Source organism: Chthonobacter albigriseus (genome assembly GCF_013839445.1).
Taxonomy (GTDB): Bacteria; Pseudomonadota; Alphaproteobacteria; order Rhizobiales; family Pleomorphomonadaceae; genus Chthonobacter; species Chthonobacter albigriseus.
The window spans coordinates 53,944-74,943 of the sequence record NZ_JACDIT010000011.1 but is presented as its reverse complement, the minus strand read 5'-3'; the positions used below and the strand labels follow the sequence as shown (position 1 = coordinate 74,943).

Genomic DNA, 21,000 nt, shown 5'->3' with positions numbered 1-21,000 from the left:
CCGACGCGTCACGCCACCGCGGGCGGCGTCTCCGCCGCCAGCAGTTGGGCGCGCTTGCGTTCGCGGTAGAAGGTGTAGACGCCGGTGCCGATCACGATGGCGATGCCGAGGATGGTGGGGCCGTCGGGCACGTCGCCCCAGACCAGCCAGCCGGTGGCGATGGCGAAGGGGATGAAGGAATAGCGGAACGGGGCCACCATCGACACGTCGCCGTGGCGCATGGCGATGATGATGAAGACGTAGCCGCCGAGCAGGAAGACACCGGAGCCCACCAAGAGCAGCGCCTCCTGCGGCCCGATCGGGCCCCAGTCCTCCATGGCGGCGTAGCCGGCGCCGGTCAGCATCACCGCGAGGGAGGTGAAGGCGGTGATGAAGATGGTTGGCGTGCGGGCCGGGATGGCCCGGGTCGAGAGATCGCGCACCACGACGAGAACGACCGAGAACAGCGCCAGCAGGGCATAGAGGTTGAAGCCCTCCGCCCCCGGCCGCACGATGATCAGGATGCCGACGAAGCCGATGACGACCGCCGTCCAGCGGCGCCAGCCCACCTGCTCACCGAGGAACAGCGCGCCGGCTGCGGTGATCATCAGCGGCGCGGCCTGGGCGATCGCGCTCGCATTGGCGATCGGCATGTGCATCAGCGCGGTCAGGTAGGCGAGCGTCGCGCCCACCTCGCCGAAGGTGCGCCAGCCGAGCGGGCGGGAGATATGGCTCCGCCAGCCGTGGAAGGCGCCCATGCGCCAGGCGACGACGGCGATCACCAGCGTGGAAACGATGCCGCGGAAGAAGATCACCTGCCCGAGCGGCAGGGTCTCCGTCGCGGCCTTGACCATGGTGTCGTTGAGAATGAAGGAGAGGCAGCAGGCGAGCATCGCCAGGATGCCGCGCACGGTTTCACGGTAATCGGACATTTCGCAAACGGCAGGTCGAAAGGGGCGTGGATCGCTCGTCGCGTCCACGGCGCGGCGATCCGGCCGCGATTCGGGCTGCGGCGCCGCCGCAGGGCCGCACCATCGTCGTTTGCCGGATGGCGCGCAAGTGAGCAGTTGCTGCGACAGGCGGCAGAGCCTGTCAGCCGCCGGTCATGCTCATGTGGCGCGACACGGCCGGCGCCTGCCGGTCGCGATCGATAATGAAGTCGTGCCCTTTGGGCTTGCGCGAGATCGCCTCGTCGATCGCCTTGTGGAGCAGGTCGTCGCCTTCGGAGGCGCGCAGCGGCGCGCGCAAGTCGGCGGCGTCCTCCTGACCGAGGCACATGAAGAGCGTGCCGGTGCAGGTGACGCGGACGCGGTTGCAGGTTTCGCAGAAGTTATGGGAAAGCGGGGTGATGAAGCCCAGCCGGCCGCCCGTCTCCCGCACCCGCACGTAACGTGCAGGGCCGCCGGTCTTGTAGGGGATGTCGTCCAGCGTGAAGCGATCCATCAGGTCGGCGCGGACCTGCGACAGCGGCAGATACTGGTCGGTGCGGTCGTCGTCGATCTCGCCGAGCGGCATGGTCTCGATCAGCGTCAGGTCGTAGCCGAGCCCATGCGACCAGCGGATCATGTCGTCGATCTCGTGCTCGTTGACGCCCTTCAGCGCCACGGCGTTGATCTTCACCTGCAGGCCGGCGCGGGCGGCGGCCTCGAGGCCCTTCAGCACCACCGAGAGATCGCCGCGGCGGGTGATCGCGCGGAACTTCTCCGGATCGAGCGTGTCGACGGACACGTTGATGCGCCGGACGCCGCAGTCGGCGAGCTCGTCGGCATAGCGCGAAAGTTGCGAGCCGTTGGTGGTGAGCGTCAACTCCTCCAAGGATCCGGAGACGAGATGGCGCGACAGCCGGCGGATCAGCTGCATGATGTCCCGGCGCACCAGCGGTTCACCGCCGGTCAGCCGCAGCTTCTTCACGCCGCGGCTCACGAAGGCCGAACACAGCCGGTCGAGTTCCTCCAGCGTGAGCACGTCCTTCTTGGGCAGGAACGTCATGTTCTCCGCCATGCAGTAGACGCAGCGGAAATCGCAGCGGTCGGTGACGGACACACGCAGATAGCTGATCTTCCGCATGAACGGATCGATCAGCGGCGCCGCGGTGCGGGCCTTCTCGGCAATGTCCATGGCTCCCGACCTCCCCTGCCCCGGCGTCCCAGGGTCGTCTTCTCAGGGCGTAATGTAGCGCCGGACATAGCGGATTTGAAGAGCGTCCCGGTCACGCCTTTGGGAGGAAGCTCGAATTCCGCTCGGCGATCAGACTGCCTTGTCCTTTTCCAGCAGCACGAAGTTCAGCGGCAAGGCGGTCGTATACTTGATCTGCTCCATGGCAAAGGAACTCGAGACGTCGGCGATGTCGATCTTGCCGATCAGCTTCTTGTAGAAGGCGTCGTAGGATTCGATGTCCGGCACCACCACCCGCAGCAAATAGTCGACCTGGCCGCTCATCCGGTAGAACTCCACCACTTCGGGGAAGTCGCGGATCACCTCGGCGAAGCGCTTCAGCCATTCTTCGGAGTGCTGATTGGTGGTGATCGCCACGAAGACGCAGACCTTGGCGTTGATCTTCTTGGGATCGAGTACGGCGACGCGACGCTGGATGACGCCATCCTCCTCCAGCTTCTGGATCCGGCGCCAGCACGGGGTCGTCGACAGGCCGACGCGCTTGCCGATCTCTGCAACGGGGATGGTGGCGTCTTCCTGGAGAATGGAGAGGATCTTGCGGTCGAGACGGTCGATCACGGGACACCTTCAAGCGAGGAATGAGTTTCTACGAACGGGGTCTCCTTGGCCGCCTTCGTAGTATTTTATTCCTGAGAGGGAATGCCGCAAGTCTGGGCTTCTGTCAATCGTCGTCGAGTGCCTCGTGAACGGCCTTCCGCAGTTCCGGGAGGAGTTCGCGGTCGAACCAGGGATTGCGGCGGAGCCATCCGGTGTTGCGCCAGGACGGGTGCGGCAGCGGCAGAACGCACGGCCGGCCGCCGGCGTCGAGAACCGTCCGCCAGGCGGCGACGGTTTGGTCGACGCTGCCGAGCGCCGCCGGCCCCAGGTGCCAGCGCTGTGCGTGGAGCCCAACGAGGAGCAGCAGGCGGAGGTCCGGCATGGTCGCCATCGCCTCGCTTCGCCAGGCGGGCGCGCATTCGCGCCGCGGCGGCAGGTCGCCGCCCTTGGCATCCTGGCCGGGAAAGCAGAAGCCCATCGGCAGGATGGCGACGCGGGCGGCGTCGTAGAAGGCATCGCGGTCGAGGCCGAGCCAGTCGCGCAGACGGTCGCCGGAGCGGTCGTCGAACGGTAGCCCGCTTGCGTGCACCCGCGTTCCCGGCGCCTGGCCGGCGATCAGCAGGCGCGCCGTCGCGCAGATCCGCACCACCGGGCGCGGCTCGTGCGGCAGCGGCCGGCCGATCGGATCGTCGCGGCAGATCCGGCAGGCGGCGATCCGCCGGGCCAGGTCGGACGCACGATCCTGCGGCTTTTCCTGTTGCACTGGTGAAGGTCCCGTTTCGAAACGTATGGAAAATCCGTGATTTGATCCCCGATTAACCAGTTTCTCACACGGTCGGGTAACGAAACCACCGCTAGGATTTTACGACCCGGATGCCAGCCCCGGCGGCCGGAAACCAGTCGGACGCTCTGCTTCGAATGACCGATACGCCCATTGCACGGACTGCGGACCGTACGGAGATGAACCGGCGCAAAGCCGATCGTCGCCGTGACGTTGCGCGTGCCGTCAAGGATGTGCGCGAGAAGCTGTCGTCGTCCAGCGGTACCCGTCCGGCGTTCGACTATGAGATCCTGCTCGGCTACAGCCGCAACCGGCTCTCCGCCTGGATCGCCGTGCTGATCCTGGTGATCGGCACCAGCGCGTCCGCCGGCTACTGGATCGAATGGCATTTCCTGCTGCCTTGGACCGGGGTGCTGATCGCGGTGATGGTGCTGACTGGCCTGACCCACCGCCGCTTTGTGAATGCGGAGGACGGCCAGAACAACCTGCACTACTGGCAACGGCAGCTGATCATCGGCGAGGCGTTGTTCTCCACCGCCTTTTCCGGCCTCTTCCTGCTGCCGGCGATGGCGCGCGAAGAGCTGTCCGTCTTCCTCTTCGGCGTCACGTTGCTTGTGATCGCGGTCACCGCGATGGTGTGCAGCAACCTGCCGCGCGCAATGCTGGCCGGAACCGTTCCGCTGGCGATCGTCGGCATCATCAGCCTGGCGCTGCACGGGACCTACCTTTCCTACACGATCGCCGGCTTCGTGCTGATCGCGGAGGGCTTCTTCTTTCTTCTCGCCACCCGGATGCAGCAGACCGCGCTCACCATGCTGGAGTACCGGGCGGAGAAGTACGCCCTGATCGCCGAACTGGAGCAGGCCAAGGCGGTGTCGGACGAAAGCCGCCGCCGTGCTGAGGAAGCCAACCTCGCCAAATCGCGGTTCCTGGCCACCATGAGCCACGAGCTTCGCACCCCGCTCAACGCCATCCTCGGCTTCTCCGAGATCATGCAGGGCGAGGTGTTCGGGCCGATCGGCAACGACCACTACCGGGAGTACGCGGCCGATATCCACAATTCCGGAAAGCACCTCCTCAACCTGATCAACGAGATCCTGGACCTGTCGCGCATCGAGGCCGGCCGCTACCAGCTGAACGAGGAGGCGGTGACGCTCAGCCACGTGGTGGAGGACTGCCACCACCTCATCAAGCTGCGCGCCAAGACCAAGTCGATCACCGTCCACGAGCAGTTCGAGCCCAACCTCCCGAAGATCTGGGCCGACGAGCGGGCGGTGCGCCAGATCGTCCTGAACCTGCTCTCCAACGCGGTCAAGTTCACGCCAACCGGCGGCGAGATCTGGATCAAGATGGGCTGGACCTCCGGCGGCGGCCAGTATGTCACCATCCGCGACAACGGGCCCGGCATCCCGGAGGAGGAGATCCCGATCGTGCTCTCCGCCTTCGGCCAGGGATCGCTCGCCATCAAGACCGCCGAGCAGGGAACCGGCCTCGGCCTGCCCATCGTCCAGGCGCTGATGCAGATGCACGGCGGTCGCTTCGACCTGAAGTCCAAGCTGCGCGAGGGCACGGAGGCGACCATCACCTTCCCGTCGAGCCGCGTCATGGAAGTCATGCCGGCGATCGACGACCGCCCGCGGGAGGATGCCGCCGGCAGCATGCAGTCCATCCTTCGCCGCCGGGTGAGCTGACCGACGCGTCAGCCGGAATCCGACACGCCGGCCTGGTCGAAGGTCGCCATCCCCGTATGGGTGAGCGCCGCGGCACGCACCAACGCTGCGGCCAGCGCCGCGCCTGTCCCCTCCCCCAGCCGCATGCCGAGGTCGAGCACCGGCTTCTTGCCGATCTTCTGCAGCACCCGGGCGTGGGCACCTTCCGCCGAGACATGGCCGACCAGCACGTGGTCGATCGCCTGCGGGTCGATGGCGTGGAGGAGCGCCGCGGCGGCGGTCGCCACGAACCCGTCGACGATCACCGGGATGCGCTCGAACCGCGCGGCGAGGATCGCGCCGAACATGGCGGCGATCTCCCGTCCGCCGATGCGGCGGAGGATCTCCATCGGGTCGCGCTGGCCGTCCAGCCTGGCGACCGCGGCTTCCACGGCGGCGCGCTTGCGCTCCAGGCCGGCGTCGTCCACGCCGGTGCCGCGGCCGACCCAGTCGGCGGCGGTGCCGCCGTAGAGGGCGTGGTAGATGGCAGCGGCGACGGTGGTGTTGCCGATGCCCATCTCCCCGGTCACCAGCAGGTCCATCCCCCCGGCGATCGACTCCATACCGAAGGCGATGGTGGCGGCGCAGCCGACCTCGTCGAAGGCGTCTGCCTCGGTGATGTCCGGGGTCGGATGCTCCAGCGCGAGGTCCAGCACCTTCAGGCCCAGATCGAAGGCGAGGCAGATCTGGTTGATCGCCGCGCCCCCGGCGGCGAAGTTCGCCACCATCTGTTCGGTGACGGCGGCTGGGAAGGCGGAGACGCCCTTGGCGGCGATGCCGTGGTTGGCGGCGTAGATGCAGACCACGGGCCTGTTGACGCTCGGCCGCTCGCGGCCCTGCCAGGCGGCGAGCCATTCGACGAAGGTCTCCAGCCGGCCGAGCGAGCCGGCGGGCTTGGTCAGCCGCCGGTCGCGGCTGCGCACCGCGAACACGGCGCCTTCGTCCGGACCGGGCATGCGCGGGATGAGCCCTCGGATGTCGTCGAACGGCAGGCCGGACAGGTTGGCTTGCATGAAGAAGTCTCCGGGAATCGTTTACAGGCGGTGTCGGCCCGTGGCCGGCCGTTCTATACAGGTCGACGCGCAGCGGGAACTAACCTTCAGGCGGATCACCTTTGGCAATGCCCCCATACCTTGCAACGGCGCTAGCCGATCTCGCTGGAATGGTGCGTTTCTTTTCGCGAATCGCCCTGCCGCCGCTTTCCGACCGCGACGATATCTCTCTCCTGCCCGCCTTTTCACGTGCTTCGGGACTCGTTCCGGTGGCCGGGGCGCTGATCGCCATCCCCGCGGCCGTGGTCGCGGCCGGGCTTTCGCTCACCGGCCTGCCTACGCTGATGGCGGGGGGGATCGTGGTCGCGGCCCTGGTGGCGGTCACCGGCGGACTGCACGAGGACGGGTTGGCCGACATGGCCGACGGCCTCGGCGCCGGCGGCGCGCCCGAGCGGCGGCTGACTGTCATGAAGGACAGCCGAATCGGGGCGACCGGCGCGGCGACGCTGGCGCTCGTGCTCCTGATGCGCGCGGCCGGGATCGGCGCGCTGCTTTCAGCGGGTCCCGCGCCGGCCGCCATGGCGCTTCTCGCGGCCGGGGCGGTCAGCCGCACGCCGATGATCTGGGTCTGGCACCTGTTGCCGCCGGCCCGGGCGGACGGCCTTTCCGCGGCGGCCGGCCAGCCATCGCGGCGGGCGGCGCTGATCGGCGCCGGGACCGGCCTGCTCATCGCGCTGTTGGCGCTGCCGGCGGCAGGCGTAGCCGGGGTCGCGGGCGGGCTGCTGCTTGCAGCCGGCGCGGGCGCCGTCGCTGGTTTTTCAGCGCGGCGCACGCTCGGCGGCCAGACCGGCGACGTTCTCGGTGCGACACAGCAATTCGCCGAGGTTGCGTTCCTGGCAGGTCTTCTCATATGACGGCATCAACAGCCGAGAGTTTCACCGTGACCACCGTCTCGACACCCTGCATCAACGTCTGCCAGATCGACCGCCGGTCGGGCCTCTGCATCGGGTGTCTGCGCTCGCTCGACGAGATCGGCGCGTGGGGGCGGCTCGGTGAGCCGGAGCGACGGGCCATCATGGCCCGCCTGCCGGACCGGCGGACCTCGACCGACGGAGCGACGGTATAATGCCCAGAGCCTACGCCTTCGCCTTCGCCATCATCGGGCTTGTGCTCGGCGCCTTGTTCCTGTGGGGCAACGAGCCGGAGATCCTCGGGCTTGATCCGAACTCCTTCGCGCAATTCGGCTACATGACGGCCCTCGCGATCATCGTGGCGTCCGGCTTTATCTCCACGCGCGAGAAGTTCCGCGGGCGCGTCTGGCATATCGCGGTTTGGCTCGCCGTGCTGACGGCGCTGGTGCTCGGCTACACCGCATGGCAGCGCGGCGACCTGCCGCTGTTCGAGCCCGATCCGCAGAACCAGGTCCCGGCCTGACCTTCAGCGCAGCAGCGTGACGAAAAAGTTCGCCGAGACGAGGATCAGGAACACGCCGAAGGCGATCTCCAGCCGCCGCTTCGGCCAGGCGTGCGCCAGCCGGACCCCGTATGGCGCGGTCAGGAGCGTGATCGGCACGACGATCGCGACACCCAGCAGGTTCACGAAGCCGATCGAAAGCGGCGGCAGCCCCGAGACGCCGAGACCGGCGATCATGAAGCCGATCGTCCCGGGCACCGCGATCAGCGCACCGACGCCGGACGACGTCGCCACCGCCTGGTGCATCGGCCGGCCGTAGAGGGCCATGAAGGTGTTGTTGAGCACGCCCCCGCCGATCCCCATCAGCGTGGACAGGAAGCCGATCACCACGCCGACGATCGCCCGCCAGGGCTGCCCTGGCAGATCGTCGCCAAGCCGCCAGGATGCGCGGTTGAACAGCATCCTCAACGCGAACACCAGGGCGATCACCGCGAACACGATCCTGAGGCCCTCGCTCGACAGGGAGGCCGCGGTCGCCGTGGCGGCGATCACGCCGGCCGGAATCGCCAGCACCCAGCCGCGCAGCAGGTCCATGTCCACGACGCCCTTGGCCTTGTGCGCCATGAAGGAGCGGATCGCCGTCGGCAGGATGATGCCGGTGGAGGTCGCGACGGAGACGTGCATGCGCACCGCGTCGTCGATGCCGGCCAGCCCGAAGGCCCAGTAGAACACCGGCACCAGCACCGCGCCGCCGCCGACGCCGAACAGGCCGGCGAGGACCCCGGCGACGAGGCCGGATCCGGCGATGGCGAAGGCAAGTTCGATGAGGTCGAGGAGGGTCGTTCCGGCGGGCATGGGCGGCGACAGATCATGTTTCAGGCAGCGGTGCAATTGTGAGAAGGCGTGACCCGATCGCTCAGCGCCGCCGCGCCACGACGTGGAAGAAGGTCCCGCTCACGTTGCCGGCCCGGTGTCCGGTGCCAGCCTGGACCGCGCCCTCCGCGTCGGTCACCTCGGCGAGTGCCAGCGCCCCCGCAGGCTCCGACAGGACGGTGGCGTAGTGGAACTCGTGACCGACCAGTTCGGCGCCCGCCGGACCGAGCGCGGAGGGTTCGCGCAGCCGGGCGATCCGGTAGCCGAGGTTCATGCGCCGCTGGGCGAAGCTGGTGCGCAGCGGCAAGAGGCCCAGCATCGGCACCTCGACCCCATCGGCGCCGGTCAGCGTCTCGCCAAGCACCATGTAACCGCCGCACTCGCCGTGCACCGGCCGGGTCTCGGCAAAGCGCCGCATGCCCGCCCGGAAGCGTTCGGCCGCCGCTAACCGGCCTGTGTGAAGCTCGGGATAGCCGCCGGGCAGCCAGCAGGCGTCACAACCCTCCGGCGGGGCCTCGTCGGCGAGCGGCGAGAACGGCACCAGCGTCGCCCCGCCCTCCCGCCAAGCGGCTTCCAGGTGGGGGTAGACGAACGAGAACGCCTCGTCGCGGGCGATGGCAATCCGCTCGCCGGGCGGCAGCACGCCCGGGGCCGCCCGCGTTTCGGCCGGCAGCGTCGGCCGCGCGGCCGCCAGTACGGCGTCGAGGTCGACGGAGGCGGTGACCGCATCGGCCAAACGGTCCAGACGACCGTCGAGGTCCGCCGTCTCGCCGGCCTGCACAAGGCCGAGGTGCCGTTCCGGCAGGATCAGCCCCGTCTCCTTGCCGAGCGCCCCGAACACCGGCAGCCCGATCCGGGCCATGCCGTCGCGGACGAGCCGCTCGTGGCGCGCGCTCGCCACCTTGTTGAGGATCACCCCGGCGACGGTGATGCGCGGGTCGAACCGCGCGCATCCGAGCGCCACGGCCGCTGCAGACTGCGCCTGCCCCGACACGTCGATCACCAGCACCACCGGCCAGTCGGTCAGGGCCGCCACGTCGGCGCTCGCGCCGGTTTGCCCCACCTCGGCCCGTACGCCGTCGAAGAGCCCCATAGAACCCTCGGCGATCACCAGGTCCGACGCCCCAGCCGCATAGGCGGCGTATCCGCGGATCAGGTCCGCCGGCATGGCGAAGCTGTCGAGGTTGAAGCTCGGCGCGCCCGTCGCGGCGGCGTGGAATGCGGGGTCAATGTAATCGGGACCGGACTTCAGCCCGCGCACCCGCAGCCCCCGCCGGACGAAAGCGCGCTGCAGGCCGAGCGTCACCGTGGTCTTGCCGGAGCCGGACCGCGGCGCGGCGATCAGAATGCCGGGGGCAAGGGTCATCGCCCTCTCCCTCCCCTTTCGTGGGCGCAGGCACCAGAGGGCTGACGGGCGCACGCCGCCGCGCTATGGATGGCGGCATGGACGACGAGGCTATCCCGAGCGGCGAACTGAAGCGCGGCTGGACCACCGGCACCTGCGCGGCGGCGGGCGCCAAGGCGGCCTATGTCGGCTGGGTCACCGGCGAATTCCCGGACCCGGTCGACGTGCTGCTGCCGGGCGGTCAGCGCCCCGCCTTCGCCCTCGCCCGAACCGAACGGACCGCGGACGGCGCGTCGACCGGCATCGTCAAGGACGCCGGCGACGATCCGGACGTCACCCACGGCGCGCTCATCTGGACCACCGTCGGCCCCGCGCCGCTCGGATCGGGCGTCACCTTCCGCGCCGGCCCCGGCGTCGGCACCGTCACCCGGCCCGGCTTGCCCGTTCCGCCGGGCGAACCGGCGATCAACCCGATGCCGCGCGAGATGATCCGCACGGCCCTTGCCGAGGCCGCCGCCGAGACCGGCGGCCCGCGCGACGTCACCGTCACGGTCTCCATCCCCGGCGGCGAGGAGATCGCCCGGCGCACACTCAACGGACGCCTCGGCATCGTCGGCGGGTTGTCGATCCTCGGCACCACAGGGATCGTGGTGCCGTTCTCCTGCGCCGCCTGGATCCATTCGATCCACCGCGGCATCGACGTGGCGCGCGCCTCCGGCCTCACCCATGTGGCGGGCGCGACCGGCTCCACCTCCGAGGCGGCCGTTCAGAAGCTGCACGCCCTGCCCGAGGTCGCGCTGATCGAGATGGGCGATTTCGTCGGCGGCATGCTGAAGTACCTGCGCCGGCACCCGGTTCCACGCGTCACCGTCGCCGGCGGCTTCGCCAAGATGGTCAAGCTCGGCCAGGGCATGATCGACCTGCATTCCCGTGCCGGCCCGATCGACATGGCCTGGCTCGCCGACCGTGCCGCCGAGGCGGGCGCGGACGAGGCCTTCCGGGCCTGGGTGCCCACCGCCAACGCGGCCAACGAGGTGCTGGTGGAGGCGCTCGCGCGCGGCATCCCGCTCGCCGACGTGGTCGCCCGCCACGCCTTCCGCACCGCCGCCGAGGCGGTCGGGGGCGGCGCCGACGAACTGGAGATCGCGGTGTTCGACCGCCAGGGCGGGCTCGTCTCCCGGGTGCCCTTCACGAAGGTCGGCTGATCGCGTCATTCGGGCGCCGTCCCTCCCCCGCGCGGGCGGAACCGCCGGTCGTAGCCGGCCGAATAGAGAGCGCTCTCGCGGAAGTCGCCGGAGCCGAGCGTCGGGCCGACCAGGATCAGCGCCGTCCGCTCCAGGTCCGCCTCGCGCACAGCCTCGGCGATCGTTCCGAGCGTGCCGCGAATGACGCGCTCGTCGGGCCAGGAGGCGCGGAACACCACGGCGACGGGGCAGTCCGCGCCGTAGTGCGGCACGAGGTCGTCGACCACCTGCCCGATCACGTGGATGGAGAGGTGGATGGCGAGCGTCGCGCCAGTCGCGGCAAAGGCCGGCAGCGTTTCCTTCGGCGGCATCGACGAGGCGCGCCCGGAGGTGCGAGTCAGCACCAGAGACTGCGCCACCTCCGGCAGCGTCAGCTCGCGCTTCAGCGCGGCGGCGGCCGCGGCGAAGGAGGGCACGCCCGGCGTCACGGTGTAAGGGATGCCGAGCCGGTCCAGCCGGCGGATCTGCTCGCCCATGGCGCTCCACACCGAGAGATCGCCGGAATGGAGCCGTGCCACGTCCTCGTCCGCCGCATGCGCCCGGACGAACTCGGCCTCGATCTCGTCGAGCGACAGCGGCGCGGTGTCGACGATGCGGGCGCCCGGCGGGCAGGCCTCCAGCACGCCCTGCGGCACCAGCGAGCCGGCATAGAGGCAGACCGGAGAGCGCGCGACCAGGTCGCGTCCTCGCACCGTGATGAGGTCCGGCGCGCCCGGCCCGGCGCCGATGAAATGGATCGTCATGTCGTCCCGCCCGTTGCCGCGATGGCGCAGGTGACGCCGTCGGCTGAAATCCTCGGCAGCACCAGCCGGCCGTCCGGCCCCGCGCCCGCGAGCGCCGCCGTCTCGGCCACCGAAGGAACGCCGAACAGCGCCACCACCCGCTCCGACCGCGTCACCGCGCGGTCCGCCGCCGCCTCCAGGTCGCGTCGCGGCACGAAGACGAGCGGCAGGCCGAGCACGGCCGCCGCCGCCGTCAGCGCCGGCTCGTTCTCCTTCTCCGCCGCGGTGAAGAGCGCCAGCGGCCGGCCCTCGGTGCGCGACAACGCCGTCTTCACCAGCGCCAGCACCGCCTCCACGGCGACGCCGGAGCGGCAGCCGAGTCCGATGGCAAGCGTCGCGCTCACGGCTTCACCCATACCCATTGGAGCACCGCCATCGCCCGGCGGAGGCCACGGAAGCCGCCGATCGCGTCCGCGCGCGCGATGGCGATCTCGACGAGGTCGCCGCCGAGCGCGCCATGCCGCTCGATCAGGATCGCCTGCGTCTCCAGCGTCACCGCATTGACGACCAGCCGCCCGCCCGGCTTCAGCGCTGCCATGACAGCGTCGAGCACGCCGGTGTCCCCCGCGCCACCGCCGACGAAAACCGCGTCGGGCAACGGCAATCCGGCCAGCGCGTCCGGCGCCTCCCCTTCCACCACGGCAAGATCCGGTACGCCGAGCGCCGCCGCGTTTCGCCGGACCCGTTCAGCCCGATCGGCGCGCGGCTCGACAGCCACGGCCCGGCACGAGGGGTCCGCCAGCATCCACTCGATGCCGACCGACCCGGATCCCGCGCCGACGTCCCAGAGCATCTGCCCCCGCAGCGGGCGCAGGCTCGACAGCGTCACCGCCCGCACCTCGCGCTTGGTGATCTGACCGTCGCTTTCGAACCAGTCGTCCGGCAGCCCCGGCGTGAACGGCAGCGGCCGCGCGCCCGGTTCAGCGATCACCTCGGCGGCGACGGTGTTCAGCGGATCGGCCGGGCCTAGGTCGAACGCCGCGGCGGTGGCCGACCGGATCCGCTCGGCCGGCCCGCCCATCCGCTCCAATACCGTCAGCCGCGACGGCCCGAAGCCGGTCGCCGCCAGTCGCCGCGCGATCCAGCCCGGCGTCTGGCCGTCCCACGACAGCACGAGGAGACGCGCGCCGGGGTGGAGATGCGGCTGGATCCGCTCCAGCGCCCGCCCGTGCAGCGACAGGCGCACACAGTCCTGCCCGGCCCAGCCCATCCGCGCCGCCGCCAGCGTGAAGGCCGACGGCGCCGGCAGCACGGCGATCTCGTTCGGATCCACATGTCCCGCGATCATCGAGCCGACGCCGTAGAAGAAGGGGTCGCCCGTCGCCAGCACCACCGTCGGGCGCCCGCGACGCGCCAGGATCGCCGGAAACGCGCCTTCCAGCGGCGACGGCCAAGCCATCGCCTCGCCCCGGAACGGACCGGCGAGGTCCAGGTGACGCCGCCCGCCCACGACGAGTTCCGCTTGCGCGATCGCCTCCCGCGCGGCAGGACTGAGGCCGGCGGGCGCATCCTCGCCCAGGCCGACGATGGTGAGCCATCGGGTCATCGCGCCCACCGTTTCAGGAGTGGACCATGCGCGTACTCGTTCTCGGCGGCACCACGGAGGCGATCCGCCTCGCCCAACTGCTGGCCGAGCGGCGCGACATGGAGGCGACGCTCTCGCTCGCCGGCCGCACGCGCGATCCGGCGCCGCAGCCGATCCCGATGAGGGTCGGCGGCTTCGGCGGGCCGGAGGGCCTCGCCACGTACCTCACCGAAAACGGCATCGGCGCGCTGGTCGATGCCACGCATCCGTTCGCCGCCCGGATGAGCTTCAACGCGGCGGAAGCCGCCGCCACCGCCGGCGTCCCGCTCGCCGCCCTCACCCGGGCACCCTGGACGCCAGTTCCCGGCGACGTCTGGACGGAGGTTGACGACCTTGCCGCCGCCGCCGCTGCGCTCGGCAAGAAGCCGCGCCGCGTGCTCCTCACCGTCGGCCGCCTCGGCCTCGGCGACTTCGAGTCCGCTCCGCAACACGCCTATCTTGTCCGTTCCATCGACCCGCCCGGCGAGGTTCCCCTGCCCCACGCCCGCGTCATCCTGGAGCGCCCGCCCTTCGACGAGGGATCGGAGCGCGCGCTGATGCAGGCGGAGCGCATCGACGTGCTCGTCACCAAGAACTCCGGCGGCAAGGCCACCGCCGGCAAGCTCGCCGCCGCCCGCGCGCTCGGCCTGCCTGTGATCCTCGTCCGCCGCCCGCCGCGTCCCGACGTCACGACGTTCCACGATCCCGCGGCGGTGATGACATGGCTGATCCGTCATGCCCGCGCTCCGGCCGCCCGGGGCGTATAGAGCCAGGGTTCGCCGATCGGCCTTGCCACGAACCGGCTCTCCGACGAGCCGATGATCACGCAGGTCGCCATGTCCACCACTGCGGGATCGGCTGCGCCCAGCGTCGTCAGGATCACCCGCTCGTCCGGCCGGCCCACCGCCCGCGCGAAGGCGACCGGCGCCTCGGCCGCCTTCAGGCTGCGGAGCAGATCGAAGGCTTCAAAGATGCGGTCGGGCCGCGCCTTGGACGCCGGATTGTAGAGCGCGATCACGAAGTCGCCCTCGGCCGCCGCCGTCAGGCGTCGGCGGATCAGGTCCCAGGGCTTCAGGTTGTCCGACAGCGAGATCGCGCAGAAATCATGGCCAAGCGGCGCACCGATCCGCGCGGCCGCCGCCATCATGGCGGAGATGCCGGGCATCACGGTCACGGCCACCGTTCGGCTCGCGGGGTCCTTCTCGAGCGCCTCGAACACCGCCGCCGCCATCGCGAACACGCCGGGGTCGCCGCCGGAGACCACCGCCACCGTCCGGCCGGCGCGCGCGAGGTCGATCGCCAGCCGCGCGCGGTCCAGCTCCACGCGGTTGTCGCTTCCATGCCGGACCTGCCCGTCCCGCGTCGGGCAGCGGTCGACGTAGGGCTGGTAGCCGACGAGGTCGGTCGCCCGGGCGATCGCGTCGGCGGCTTCCGGCGTCAGCCAGCGCTCCGGCCCCGGGCCGAGGCCCACGACCATGAGTTCGCCGGTCATGGCCTCCGGCCCTCGCCGGGGATCAGGATCAGCGAGAAGTAGGGCGCCTTGTCGTCGGTCTTGTCGGCGAGCGGCATCACCGCCTCGCCCTCCATGGTGCCGCGCTCCACGTAGACCGCGCGGCCCGTCAGGCCTGCCGCCTCGATTGCCGCGCGCACTTTCGCGAAGTTGGTGCCGAGCTTCATGATCACCGCGGCGTCGGTGCCTTTCAGCCGCGCCGTCAGCGCGTCCTCAGGCAGCGTGCCCGGCAGTACGGTCATCACGTCGTCGCCCCAGGTGATCGGCAGGCCCGCCGCCGCCCAGCAGCCGGCCATGCCCGTCACGCCCGCCGTCACGGACACCTTGAAGCGGTCCTTCAGGCGCACGAAGAGGTGCATGAACGAGCCGTAGAACATCGGATCGCCTTCGCAGACCAGCGCTACGTCGCGGCCGGCGGAAAGCTCCAGGGCGATCGCCTCCGCGGCCTCCTCGTAGAAGCCGGCGAGCGCGCTGACGTAGCCCTCGTCGGCGAAGTGGATCTCCGTCGTCACGGGATAGAGCAGCGGCATCTCGCAGACGCCCGGCGCCAGCCAGCGGTCGACGATGGTGCGGGCATTGCCGCGGCGGCCCTTCTTGGCGAAGTAGGCGACCACCGGCGAGGCCTGGATCAGCCGCACGGCCTTGACGGTCAGCAGTTCGGGATCACCCGGACCGAGCCCGATGCCGTGGAAGGTGCCGACCTCCACGGGCTGGGCGTCGTCGCGGCCGACGAGGTCGGCTGTGGTGTCGATGATGTTCATTCGCGTTCACTCGCCAAGGCGTTCACGGCCGCCGCCGCCATGGCGCTGCCGCCCTTGCGGCCGCGCACCACGAGATAGGGAAGGCGCCCGTCCGCGATCAGCGCCTCCTTGGATTCCATCGCGCCGACGAAGCCGACGGGCATGCCGATCACCGCAGCCGGCATCGGGGCGCCCGCGTCGATCATCTCGATCAGGCGGAACAGTGCGGTCGGCGCGTTGCCGATGGCGATGACGGCGCCGGCCATGTGGTCGCGCCAGAGCTCCATCGCTGCCGCCGAGCGGGTGTTGCCGAGCTTTTCGGCCAGCGCCGGCACGGACGCGTCGTCGAGGGTGCAGATCACCGCGTTGGCGGCCGGCAGGCGGGCCCGGGTCACGCCGTTCGCCACCATCTTGGCGTCGCAGAGCACCGGCGCGCCGGCCTTCAGTGCAGCCTTCGCGGCTTCCACGGCGCCCGGCGCGAAGGCGATGTCGGCGGCCACCTCCACCATCCCGCAGGCGTGGATGATGCGCACCGCCACCTTCTCCTCGGCCGGCGAAAAGCGCTTCAGGTCGGCCTCGGAGCGGATGATGGCGAAGGACCGGCGGTAAATCTCCGCGCCGTCGCGGACGTAGTCCAGGGGCTCGGCCCCGGCCGTCCGCGCGGCGTCGATGTGCAGTTTACCGGCCATATCGGCGTCCTTCCCTCGCTGCCGAAGTGCCTCGGCGGCGGCGTTCCTGTCCAGCCCGCACAAGTGCGGATCGTCGTTCGCCCGGCCCGACAGCACCAGATCATAGCGCCCATCGCGACCGACGAGCACCAGCGGTGCGACCGCCGGCCGGGCGCAGCCCTTGGCGCAGCCGGAGACGTGGAGCGCGATGCCGTCCGGACCCGCCAGACCGCGGACGAGCGGCGCCAGGTCCGTCGCGATAGCGCGCGTCTCCACTTGCCCCGAGGGGCAGCCCGGCGCCCCCGCGCAGGCCACCACCGCCCGTAGCGGATCCGAGTCGTCGAGGATCAGCCCGGCTGCCTCCAGCACGGCCAGAGCCGATGCCGGGGCGTTCGGCAGGAGCAGAGCGCGAAACGGCGTCAGGCGGATCTCGTCGCCCGCCACGTCCGCGATCGCTTCCATCTGCGCCGCGGTGAGCCGGCCGAAGGGCGCCCCGCAGGCGATGAACCCTGCCCCGAGCCCCAGCGACAGCGGCGCCCTCCCCGGGGCTGCATCCTGCACGACCGCGCGATCCAGCGACGCGCCGAAATGCGCCCCGATCGTGGCGATCAGCGCCGCGCGTCCAGCGGGGCCGATCAGGTCCTTCATCCGCCGTGCCGCCGGCACGACCGACCCGCGGAGGTCCAGGAAGGCCAGCGCCGCCGCCACGGCCGCGTCGACTGCCCGCTCCGGCGAAACCCGGCCGACTACCAGCGCCGATGCCTCCGTCCCGCCGAGGACCAACACCACGCCTCCGGCTGTCCCCAGCAGCCGCACGTCGCAGGAAACGTCCGACAGCGGAACCGCCCCGCCGTCGTCCACCAGGAAGCCGAACTTGTCCGGCAGCGCGTGCAGCCGGGCATCCCCGACGATCCGCGCCTCCAGGCCCGCCACCAGCGCCCTCCCGTCAACCGGCGCCGAAGGGTCGAGTCCGGCGAACGGCGGGCCGATCACGTTGCGGACAGCCTCCGCGTCCGGGTCCGCGTCGAGTACGCCGAGTGCCGCGAGTTCGTCCTGCAGCGCGGCGAGATCCGCCTCGTTCACGCCGCGCAGTTGAAGATTGGCGCGTTGGCTGAGATCCACCAGCCCGTTACCGTAGCGCCGCGCAAGGCCCGCCACCGCCCGGAAGCGCTCGCGGCTGACGATGCCGCCGGTCACGCGCAGGCGCACCAGCAGGCCGTCGCCGCTCTCCATCGGGCGGAGGGCGCCCGGGCACCAGCCCTTGACCGTGGGGGGAAGCGGCATGGTCGTCATGCGGCGCGCTCCAGCGTCTCGGCGATGCGGCCGGCTACCGAATTGCGCCGGGTGGTCCAGAGGCCCCGGCGCAGCGCCTCGTCGAAGGCCTTGGCGCAGGCCGCCGCCGCGCGCGGGTTGGCGCCGACCATGAAATCGCGGACGGCGTCGTCGCCGAGCGTCGCGTCGAACACCAGGTCGAACTGGCGGTTCTCCACCACGTCGGCGGCCGCGGCGAAGGTCAGGAGGTTGCCGACCGTCTCGGCGATCTCGGCGGCGCCGCGGTGGCCGTGGCGCATCTGGCCGCTGATCCAGCGCGGGTTGGTCGCCCGCGCCCGCACCACGCGGACGATCTCCTCCGACAGCGTGCGGACCACCGCCTGATCCTCGCCGTGCGTCGCGTCCACATGGTAGAGCGCCGGCGCTCCACCGGTCATCCGAGCCGCCGCCGCGAAGCCGCCCTCGTGCTCGGCGAAGGCGTCGGAATCGAGCACGTCCTGTCCCGCCATGTCCTGGACGTGGACGAAGGCGTCCGCGGCGGCCACCCGGCGGCGGAAGGGTTCGGCGGCCCTCTCCCCGTCCGCGTCGCCGCCGTAGGCGAAGCCGCCCGCGTCCAGGTAGAGCGCGGCGAGGTCGTCGCGCCCGTCCCAACTGCCGGATGCCACCCGGCCGGCGATGCCGACCCCGTAGGCGCCTGCTGCCGGCCCGTAGATCCGCGGTTCCAGGCCGTCCCCCGCGCTCGCGGCGAGCGGGTTGGTCTCCGCGTCCTCGTCCAGCGCCGCAACCGCCTTCACCGCCTGGTCGAACAGCGCGATCTGGGTCGGGAACACGTCGCGGAAGAGGCCGGAGATCCGCAGCGTCACGTCCACCCGCGGGCGGCCCGTCCGGGCGGTCGACAGCACCTCGAAGCCGGAGACCCGCGACGACGCGGCATCCCAGGTCGGGCGCACACCGAGCAACGCGAAGGCCTGTCCCAGGTCCTCGCCGCCGGTGCGCATGGAGGCGCTGCCCCAGAGGTCCAGCACCATGCGCTTCGGCCAGTCGCCGTGATCCTGCACATAGCGGGCGACCACGGCCTCGGCCACCTTTGCGCCGATGTCATAGGCCGTCCGCGTCGGCACGGAGCGCGGGTCCACCGCGTAGATGTTGCGACCGGTCGGCAGCACGTCGAGCCGCCCGCTCGCCGGCGCGCCGGCCGGCCCCGGCTGTACGAAACGGCCCTCCAGCGCCGCTATCAGCGCCTGCCGTTCGCCAATCGCGGACGTGCGCATCAGTCCGCCGAGCCGCGCCGCGTCGGTCCCGATCGCCTCGGCCATCGCCGCGACCTGTCCTTCGTCGGGCGCCTCGCCAAACATGTGCAGGCCGTCGCCGATGCGCATGTCCTTGAGGTCACACACGAAGGCGTCGAGCCGGGCGAGCGCCGCCGCGCGATCGAGGCCCGCGTCCAGGCCCGTCTCGGCGGCAAGGCCGCTCGCTTCGGCCTTCTCCAGGATCAGGTCGGCCAGCAGCTGCGCCCGGCGCGGATCCAGCGTCTGGGCGGCGGCGAACTCGTCCAGCAGCGCCTCGATCTCGGCGGTCGCGCCGTGGGTCCCCGCCCGCGACAGCGGTGGCGTCATATGGCCCAGCGTCACCGCTCCGATCCGGCGCTTCGCCTGGGCCGCTTCGCCGGGGTTGTTGACGATGAAGGGGTAGATGACCGGCGTCGGACCCATCAATACCACCGGCGCGCAGGACGGGGATAACGCGACCGATTTGCCGGGCAGCCACTCGATCGTGCCATGCGTGCCGAGGTGGATCATCGCATCGATCCCCCACACGCTACGTAGCCACATGTAGCCGGCTACGTAGCCATGGCGCGGCGGCAGCGCCGGATCGTGGTATTCGCCCGCCCGTTCGGCCCGTCTGCCACGGTCGGGTTGGACCATGACGGCAAGCTTGCCAAGTCCCAGAGCCTTGATCCGAAATGCGTTTTCCGAAACGTCGGGATCCGCCTCCGGCTCGCCCCAGGCCGCCGTCACCGCCGCCTGGAAGTCCTCCGGCAGCGTCCGGAACCAGGATCGGTAGGCGACTACACCAACGGCGAAACTATCCCCGCCCTCCTCCAGACGCCGAACGGCGCCGTCCGCACCACCCTCCAGACCCACGTCGAAGCCGGCAAGCCTCAGTTCCGCAACGATTTTCTCGATGCTCGCAGGCCCGTCCAGTCCCACCGCGTAGCCGGTCCGGCCGCCTTTGACGGGATAATCGGACAAGACGAGCGCCAGCCGCTTGTCCCCGTTCGGCATCCGCCGCAACCGCGCCCAATTCGCCGCCAAGGTCGCCGCGCGGGATATCCCCGCCGCCTCAGGACGATGAAATACACGAGCAAATTCAGTGACTTCCGACCTCTCCAAGTCCGCTTTGAACGAGATCGCAGGCCCGTCGATCCGCCCATCCACCTCTGGCAGAACGACGTTCATCGCCAGGTCGGTAGCGGTCAGGCCGCGCTGTCCGCTCAACCAGGCAGCGTGGAAGGTTGTTGCGGTAACCGCTTGAATCACCGGGCAATTCGCCCGATCGAGCGGTCCCGGCCCGTCGTCCGGTCGGGCGGAGAACGCCGTCGTGTTGAGGATCACGTCCGGTTTGATGCGATCGATTGCATCCGTTAGGCCGGCGACGGCCTGGCGATCCTTCAGCGACGTCACGTAGAGCGGCACGCCGACCAGACCCTCTCGGCCAAGTGCCTGGACCAGCTCGACAATCGGCACAGTATCGGCCGCGGCGAGCAGCGAGCGGTAGAACAGGAGGAGCGCGACGGGCCGGCTATCCCCAGCGTTTCCGGTACCTGCCACGCTGCAATCCCCGCCGCAGCCGCAAGCCTCCGGGAAGCAGCCGAACGGGGCCAACGGGACGGGCTCCGCAGGTTCGGAAGATCCGCCTAACGCCTTGTCGATCCAAGAGAAAAGCGATGTGACGTTGGCCGCACCACCGGCCTGGAACCAGCCCCAGATGCGCCTCAGGTCGGCTTCGGGAACGGTCGAGACCTCGTCGAGGCGCGGATCGGCCTTTCCATCGCCTGGTACAACCGCAAGCGCGAAACCTTGCGTTCGAGCAGCAATGGCCAGTTCATCCAGGCCGTAGCGCCAGTAGTCCATTCCACCGAGGCAGCGAACGATGACGACCCGCGCGTTATTGACCACCTTCTCGATGTAGAGATCCACCGAATAGGGATGGCGGAGGGCTGCAAGACTGGCGAGCCGTAGCGTCGGCCGGCTATCCCGCTCAAGCTTCTCATGAACCGCGGCGACGAGACCGAGGTCGCTGTCGGAAAACGACAGAATGACGACTTCGGCCGGGCTCTGGCCGAGGTCGATCGCCGGGACGGTCTCGTCCAGCGATCGGATCTGCTCGGCCAGGATGTGCACGGTTGTATCCTT

20 protein-coding genes and 1 pseudogene are annotated in these 21,000 nt (G+C 70.4%); 6 read left to right on the top strand and 15 right to left on the bottom strand.

All coding sequences use genetic code 11. The annotated features are described in order from the left end of the window. Positions 1–8: 8 nt before the first annotated feature. The 4 genes from HZ321_RS20200 to HZ321_RS20185 form a co-directional block, all read right to left on the bottom strand. Positions 9–911, bottom strand: coding sequence for a DMT family transporter (locus HZ321_RS20200; RefSeq protein WP_181704215.1), 903 nt, complete (start codon positions 909–911; stop codon positions 9–11). 160 nt (positions 912–1,071) lie between these two features. Further along, positions 1,072–2,097, bottom strand: a complete 1,026-nt coding sequence (gene moaA / locus HZ321_RS20195) for a GTP 3',8-cyclase MoaA (protein ID WP_181704214.1) — start codon at positions 2,095–2,097, stop codon at positions 1,072–1,074. Between the two features lie 129 nt (positions 2,098–2,226). Further along, positions 2,227–2,709, bottom strand: coding sequence for an Lrp/AsnC family transcriptional regulator (locus tag HZ321_RS20190; RefSeq protein WP_342343893.1), 483 nt, complete (start codon positions 2,707–2,709; stop codon positions 2,227–2,229). Positions 2,710–2,815: 106 nt separating this feature from the next. Next, a complete protein-coding gene (locus tag HZ321_RS20185; protein WP_181704212.1) occupies positions 2,816–3,454 on the bottom strand; it encodes a uracil-DNA glycosylase family protein in 639 nt (212 codons plus the stop codon). Positions 3,455–3,651: 197 nt separating this feature from the next. Here HZ321_RS20185 and HZ321_RS20180 point away from each other — a divergent pair, with 197 nt between their 5' ends. Then, the gene (locus tag HZ321_RS20180; RefSeq protein WP_206682816.1) at positions 3,652–5,163 is read left to right on the top strand and encodes a sensor histidine kinase; all 1,512 of its coding nucleotides are present in this window, start codon (positions 3,652–3,654) and stop codon (positions 5,161–5,163) included. Between the two features lie 8 nt (positions 5,164–5,171). Here the strand turns inward: HZ321_RS20180 and cobT are convergent, their stop codons facing one another. Further along, on the bottom strand, positions 5,172–6,194 hold the full coding sequence (cobT, locus tag HZ321_RS20175) for a nicotinate-nucleotide--dimethylbenzimidazole phosphoribosyltransferase (RefSeq protein ID WP_181704210.1): 1,023 nt from the start codon (positions 6,192–6,194) through the stop codon (positions 5,172–5,174). Between the two features lie 149 nt (positions 6,195–6,343). On the opposite strand from cobT, the gene HZ321_RS20170 reads away from it, so the two are divergent. Genes HZ321_RS20170 through HZ321_RS20160 form a run of 3 tightly spaced genes read left to right on the top strand, consistent with a single transcriptional unit; the run spans position 6,344 to position 7,607 of the window. Continuing rightward, positions 6,344–7,087 carry an adenosylcobinamide-GDP ribazoletransferase gene (locus HZ321_RS20170; RefSeq protein WP_206682815.1) on the top strand — a complete coding sequence of 248 codons (744 nt, stop codon included), beginning with the start codon at positions 6,344–6,346 and terminating at the stop codon, positions 7,085–7,087. Between the two features lie 26 nt (positions 7,088–7,113). Further along, complete coding sequence (locus tag HZ321_RS20165; protein ID WP_342343890.1) at positions 7,114–7,299, top strand: DUF1289 domain-containing protein; 186 nt, start codon at positions 7,114–7,116, stop codon at positions 7,297–7,299. Further along, positions 7,299–7,607 carry a hypothetical protein gene (locus tag HZ321_RS20160; protein ID WP_181704207.1) on the top strand — a complete coding sequence of 103 codons (309 nt, stop codon included), beginning with the start codon at positions 7,299–7,301 and terminating at the stop codon, positions 7,605–7,607. The genes HZ321_RS20165 and HZ321_RS20160 overlap by 1 nt, the downstream gene beginning before the upstream one ends. Before the next feature lie 3 nt (positions 7,608–7,610). Here HZ321_RS20160 and HZ321_RS20155 read toward each other — a convergent pair whose 3' ends face one another. Then, positions 7,611–8,441: a sulfite exporter TauE/SafE family protein gene (locus HZ321_RS20155; protein WP_181704206.1), complete on the bottom strand. Its 831-nt coding sequence runs from the start codon at positions 8,439–8,441 to the stop codon at positions 7,611–7,613. Between the two features lie 61 nt (positions 8,442–8,502). Next, the gene (locus tag HZ321_RS20150; RefSeq protein ID WP_181704205.1) at positions 8,503–9,825 is read right to left on the bottom strand and encodes a cobyrinic acid a,c-diamide synthase CobB; all 1,323 of its coding nucleotides are present in this window, start codon (positions 9,823–9,825) and stop codon (positions 8,503–8,505) included. A gap of 77 nt (positions 9,826–9,902) precedes the next feature. Between HZ321_RS20150 and HZ321_RS20145 the strand changes: the two genes are divergently transcribed. Beyond that, entirely contained in the window at positions 9,903–11,009 is a 1,107-nt protein-coding gene (locus HZ321_RS20145; RefSeq protein ID WP_181704204.1) for a cobalt-precorrin-5B (C(1))-methyltransferase, read from the top strand. A gap of 5 nt (positions 11,010–11,014) precedes the next feature. Here HZ321_RS20145 and cobM read toward each other — a convergent pair whose 3' ends face one another. The 3 genes from cobM to cbiE are packed head-to-tail and all read right to left on the bottom strand — an operon-like array spanning position 11,015 to position 13,376. Continuing rightward, positions 11,015–11,791 carry a precorrin-4 C(11)-methyltransferase gene (cobM, locus tag HZ321_RS20140; RefSeq protein WP_181704203.1) on the bottom strand — a complete coding sequence of 259 codons (777 nt, stop codon included), beginning with the start codon at positions 11,789–11,791 and terminating at the stop codon, positions 11,015–11,017. Beyond that, complete coding sequence (locus HZ321_RS20135) at positions 11,788–12,174, bottom strand: cobalamin biosynthesis protein (RefSeq protein WP_342343889.1); 387 nt, start codon at positions 12,172–12,174, stop codon at positions 11,788–11,790. Before HZ321_RS20135 ends, cobM begins: the two co-directional genes overlap by 4 nt. Then, on the bottom strand, positions 12,171–13,376 hold the full coding sequence (gene cbiE / locus HZ321_RS20130) for a precorrin-6y C5,15-methyltransferase (decarboxylating) subunit CbiE (protein WP_181704201.1): 1,206 nt from the start codon (positions 13,374–13,376) through the stop codon (positions 12,171–12,173). The genes HZ321_RS20135 and cbiE overlap by 4 nt, the downstream gene beginning before the upstream one ends. Before the next feature lie 26 nt (positions 13,377–13,402). On the opposite strand from cbiE, the gene HZ321_RS20125 reads away from it, so the two are divergent. Beyond that, on the top strand, positions 13,403–14,161 hold the full coding sequence (locus tag HZ321_RS20125) for a cobalt-precorrin-6A reductase (protein ID WP_181704200.1): 759 nt from the start codon (positions 13,403–13,405) through the stop codon (positions 14,159–14,161). Here HZ321_RS20125 and cobJ read toward each other — a convergent pair. From cobJ to cobN, 5 genes and pseudogenes are all read right to left on the bottom strand, one after another. Continuing rightward, positions 14,128–14,886, bottom strand: coding sequence for a precorrin-3B C(17)-methyltransferase (gene cobJ, locus HZ321_RS20120; protein ID WP_181704199.1), 759 nt, complete (start codon positions 14,884–14,886; stop codon positions 14,128–14,130). The two genes, HZ321_RS20125 and cobJ, sit on opposite strands and share 34 nt — an antisense overlap. Beyond that, complete coding sequence (locus HZ321_RS20115) at positions 14,883–15,665, bottom strand: precorrin-2 C(20)-methyltransferase (RefSeq protein ID WP_181704198.1); 783 nt, start codon at positions 15,663–15,665, stop codon at positions 14,883–14,885. Before HZ321_RS20115 ends, cobJ begins: the two co-directional genes overlap by 4 nt. Beyond that, positions 15,662–16,333 (bottom strand): precorrin-8X methylmutase, encoded by a 672-nt coding sequence (locus tag HZ321_RS21770; protein WP_244636073.1) that lies wholly within the window; start codon positions 16,331–16,333, stop codon positions 15,662–15,664. Before HZ321_RS21770 ends, HZ321_RS20115 begins: the two co-directional genes overlap by 4 nt. A gap of 126 nt (positions 16,334–16,459) precedes the next feature. Further along, positions 16,460–17,596, bottom strand: a pseudogene (gene cobG / locus HZ321_RS21765) (precorrin-3B synthase); the annotation flags it as partial. Between the two features lie 5 nt (positions 17,597–17,601). Further along, positions 17,602–20,988, bottom strand: coding sequence for a cobaltochelatase subunit CobN (gene cobN / locus HZ321_RS20105; RefSeq protein ID WP_181704196.1), 3,387 nt, complete (start codon positions 20,986–20,988; stop codon positions 17,602–17,604). Between the last annotated feature and the right edge of the window lie 12 nt (positions 20,989–21,000).

Excerpts from the sequence above, each read along its gene's own strand:
- HZ321_RS20200 (WP_181704215.1), bottom strand. The coding sequence starts at position 911 with ATGTCCGATTACCGTGAAACCGTGCGCGGCATCCTGGCGATGCTCGCC.
- moaA (WP_181704214.1), bottom strand. The coding sequence starts at position 2,097 with ATGGACATTGCCGAGAAGGCCCGCACCGCGGCGCCGCTGATCGATCCG.
- HZ321_RS20180 (WP_206682816.1), top strand. The coding sequence starts at position 3,652 with ATGAACCGGCGCAAAGCCGATCGTCGCCGTGACGTTGCGCGTGCCGTC.
- cobT (WP_181704210.1), bottom strand. The coding sequence starts at position 6,194 with ATGCAAGCCAACCTGTCCGGCCTGCCGTTCGACGACATCCGAGGGCTC.
- HZ321_RS20170 (WP_206682815.1), top strand. The coding sequence starts at position 6,344 with ATGGTGCGTTTCTTTTCGCGAATCGCCCTGCCGCCGCTTTCCGACCGC.
- HZ321_RS20160 (WP_181704207.1), top strand. The coding sequence starts at position 7,299 with ATGCCCAGAGCCTACGCCTTCGCCTTCGCCATCATCGGGCTTGTGCTC.
- HZ321_RS20155 (WP_181704206.1), bottom strand. The coding sequence starts at position 8,441 with ATGCCCGCCGGAACGACCCTCCTCGACCTCATCGAACTTGCCTTCGCC.
- HZ321_RS20150 (WP_181704205.1), bottom strand. The coding sequence starts at position 9,825 with ATGACCCTTGCCCCCGGCATTCTGATCGCCGCGCCGCGGTCCGGCTCC.
- HZ321_RS20145 (WP_181704204.1), top strand. The coding sequence starts at position 9,903 with ATGGACGACGAGGCTATCCCGAGCGGCGAACTGAAGCGCGGCTGGACC.
- cobM (WP_181704203.1), bottom strand. The coding sequence starts at position 11,791 with ATGACGATCCATTTCATCGGCGCCGGGCCGGGCGCGCCGGACCTCATC.
- cbiE (WP_181704201.1), bottom strand. The coding sequence starts at position 13,376 with ATGACCCGATGGCTCACCATCGTCGGCCTGGGCGAGGATGCGCCCGCC.
- HZ321_RS20125 (WP_181704200.1), top strand. The coding sequence starts at position 13,403 with ATGCGCGTACTCGTTCTCGGCGGCACCACGGAGGCGATCCGCCTCGCC.
- cobJ (WP_181704199.1), bottom strand. The coding sequence starts at position 14,886 with ATGACCGGCGAACTCATGGTCGTGGGCCTCGGCCCGGGGCCGGAGCGC.
- HZ321_RS20115 (WP_181704198.1), bottom strand. The coding sequence starts at position 15,665 with ATGAACATCATCGACACCACAGCCGACCTCGTCGGCCGCGACGACGCC.
- HZ321_RS21770 (WP_244636073.1), bottom strand. The coding sequence starts at position 16,333 with ATGGCCGGTAAACTGCACATCGACGCCGCGCGGACGGCCGGGGCCGAG.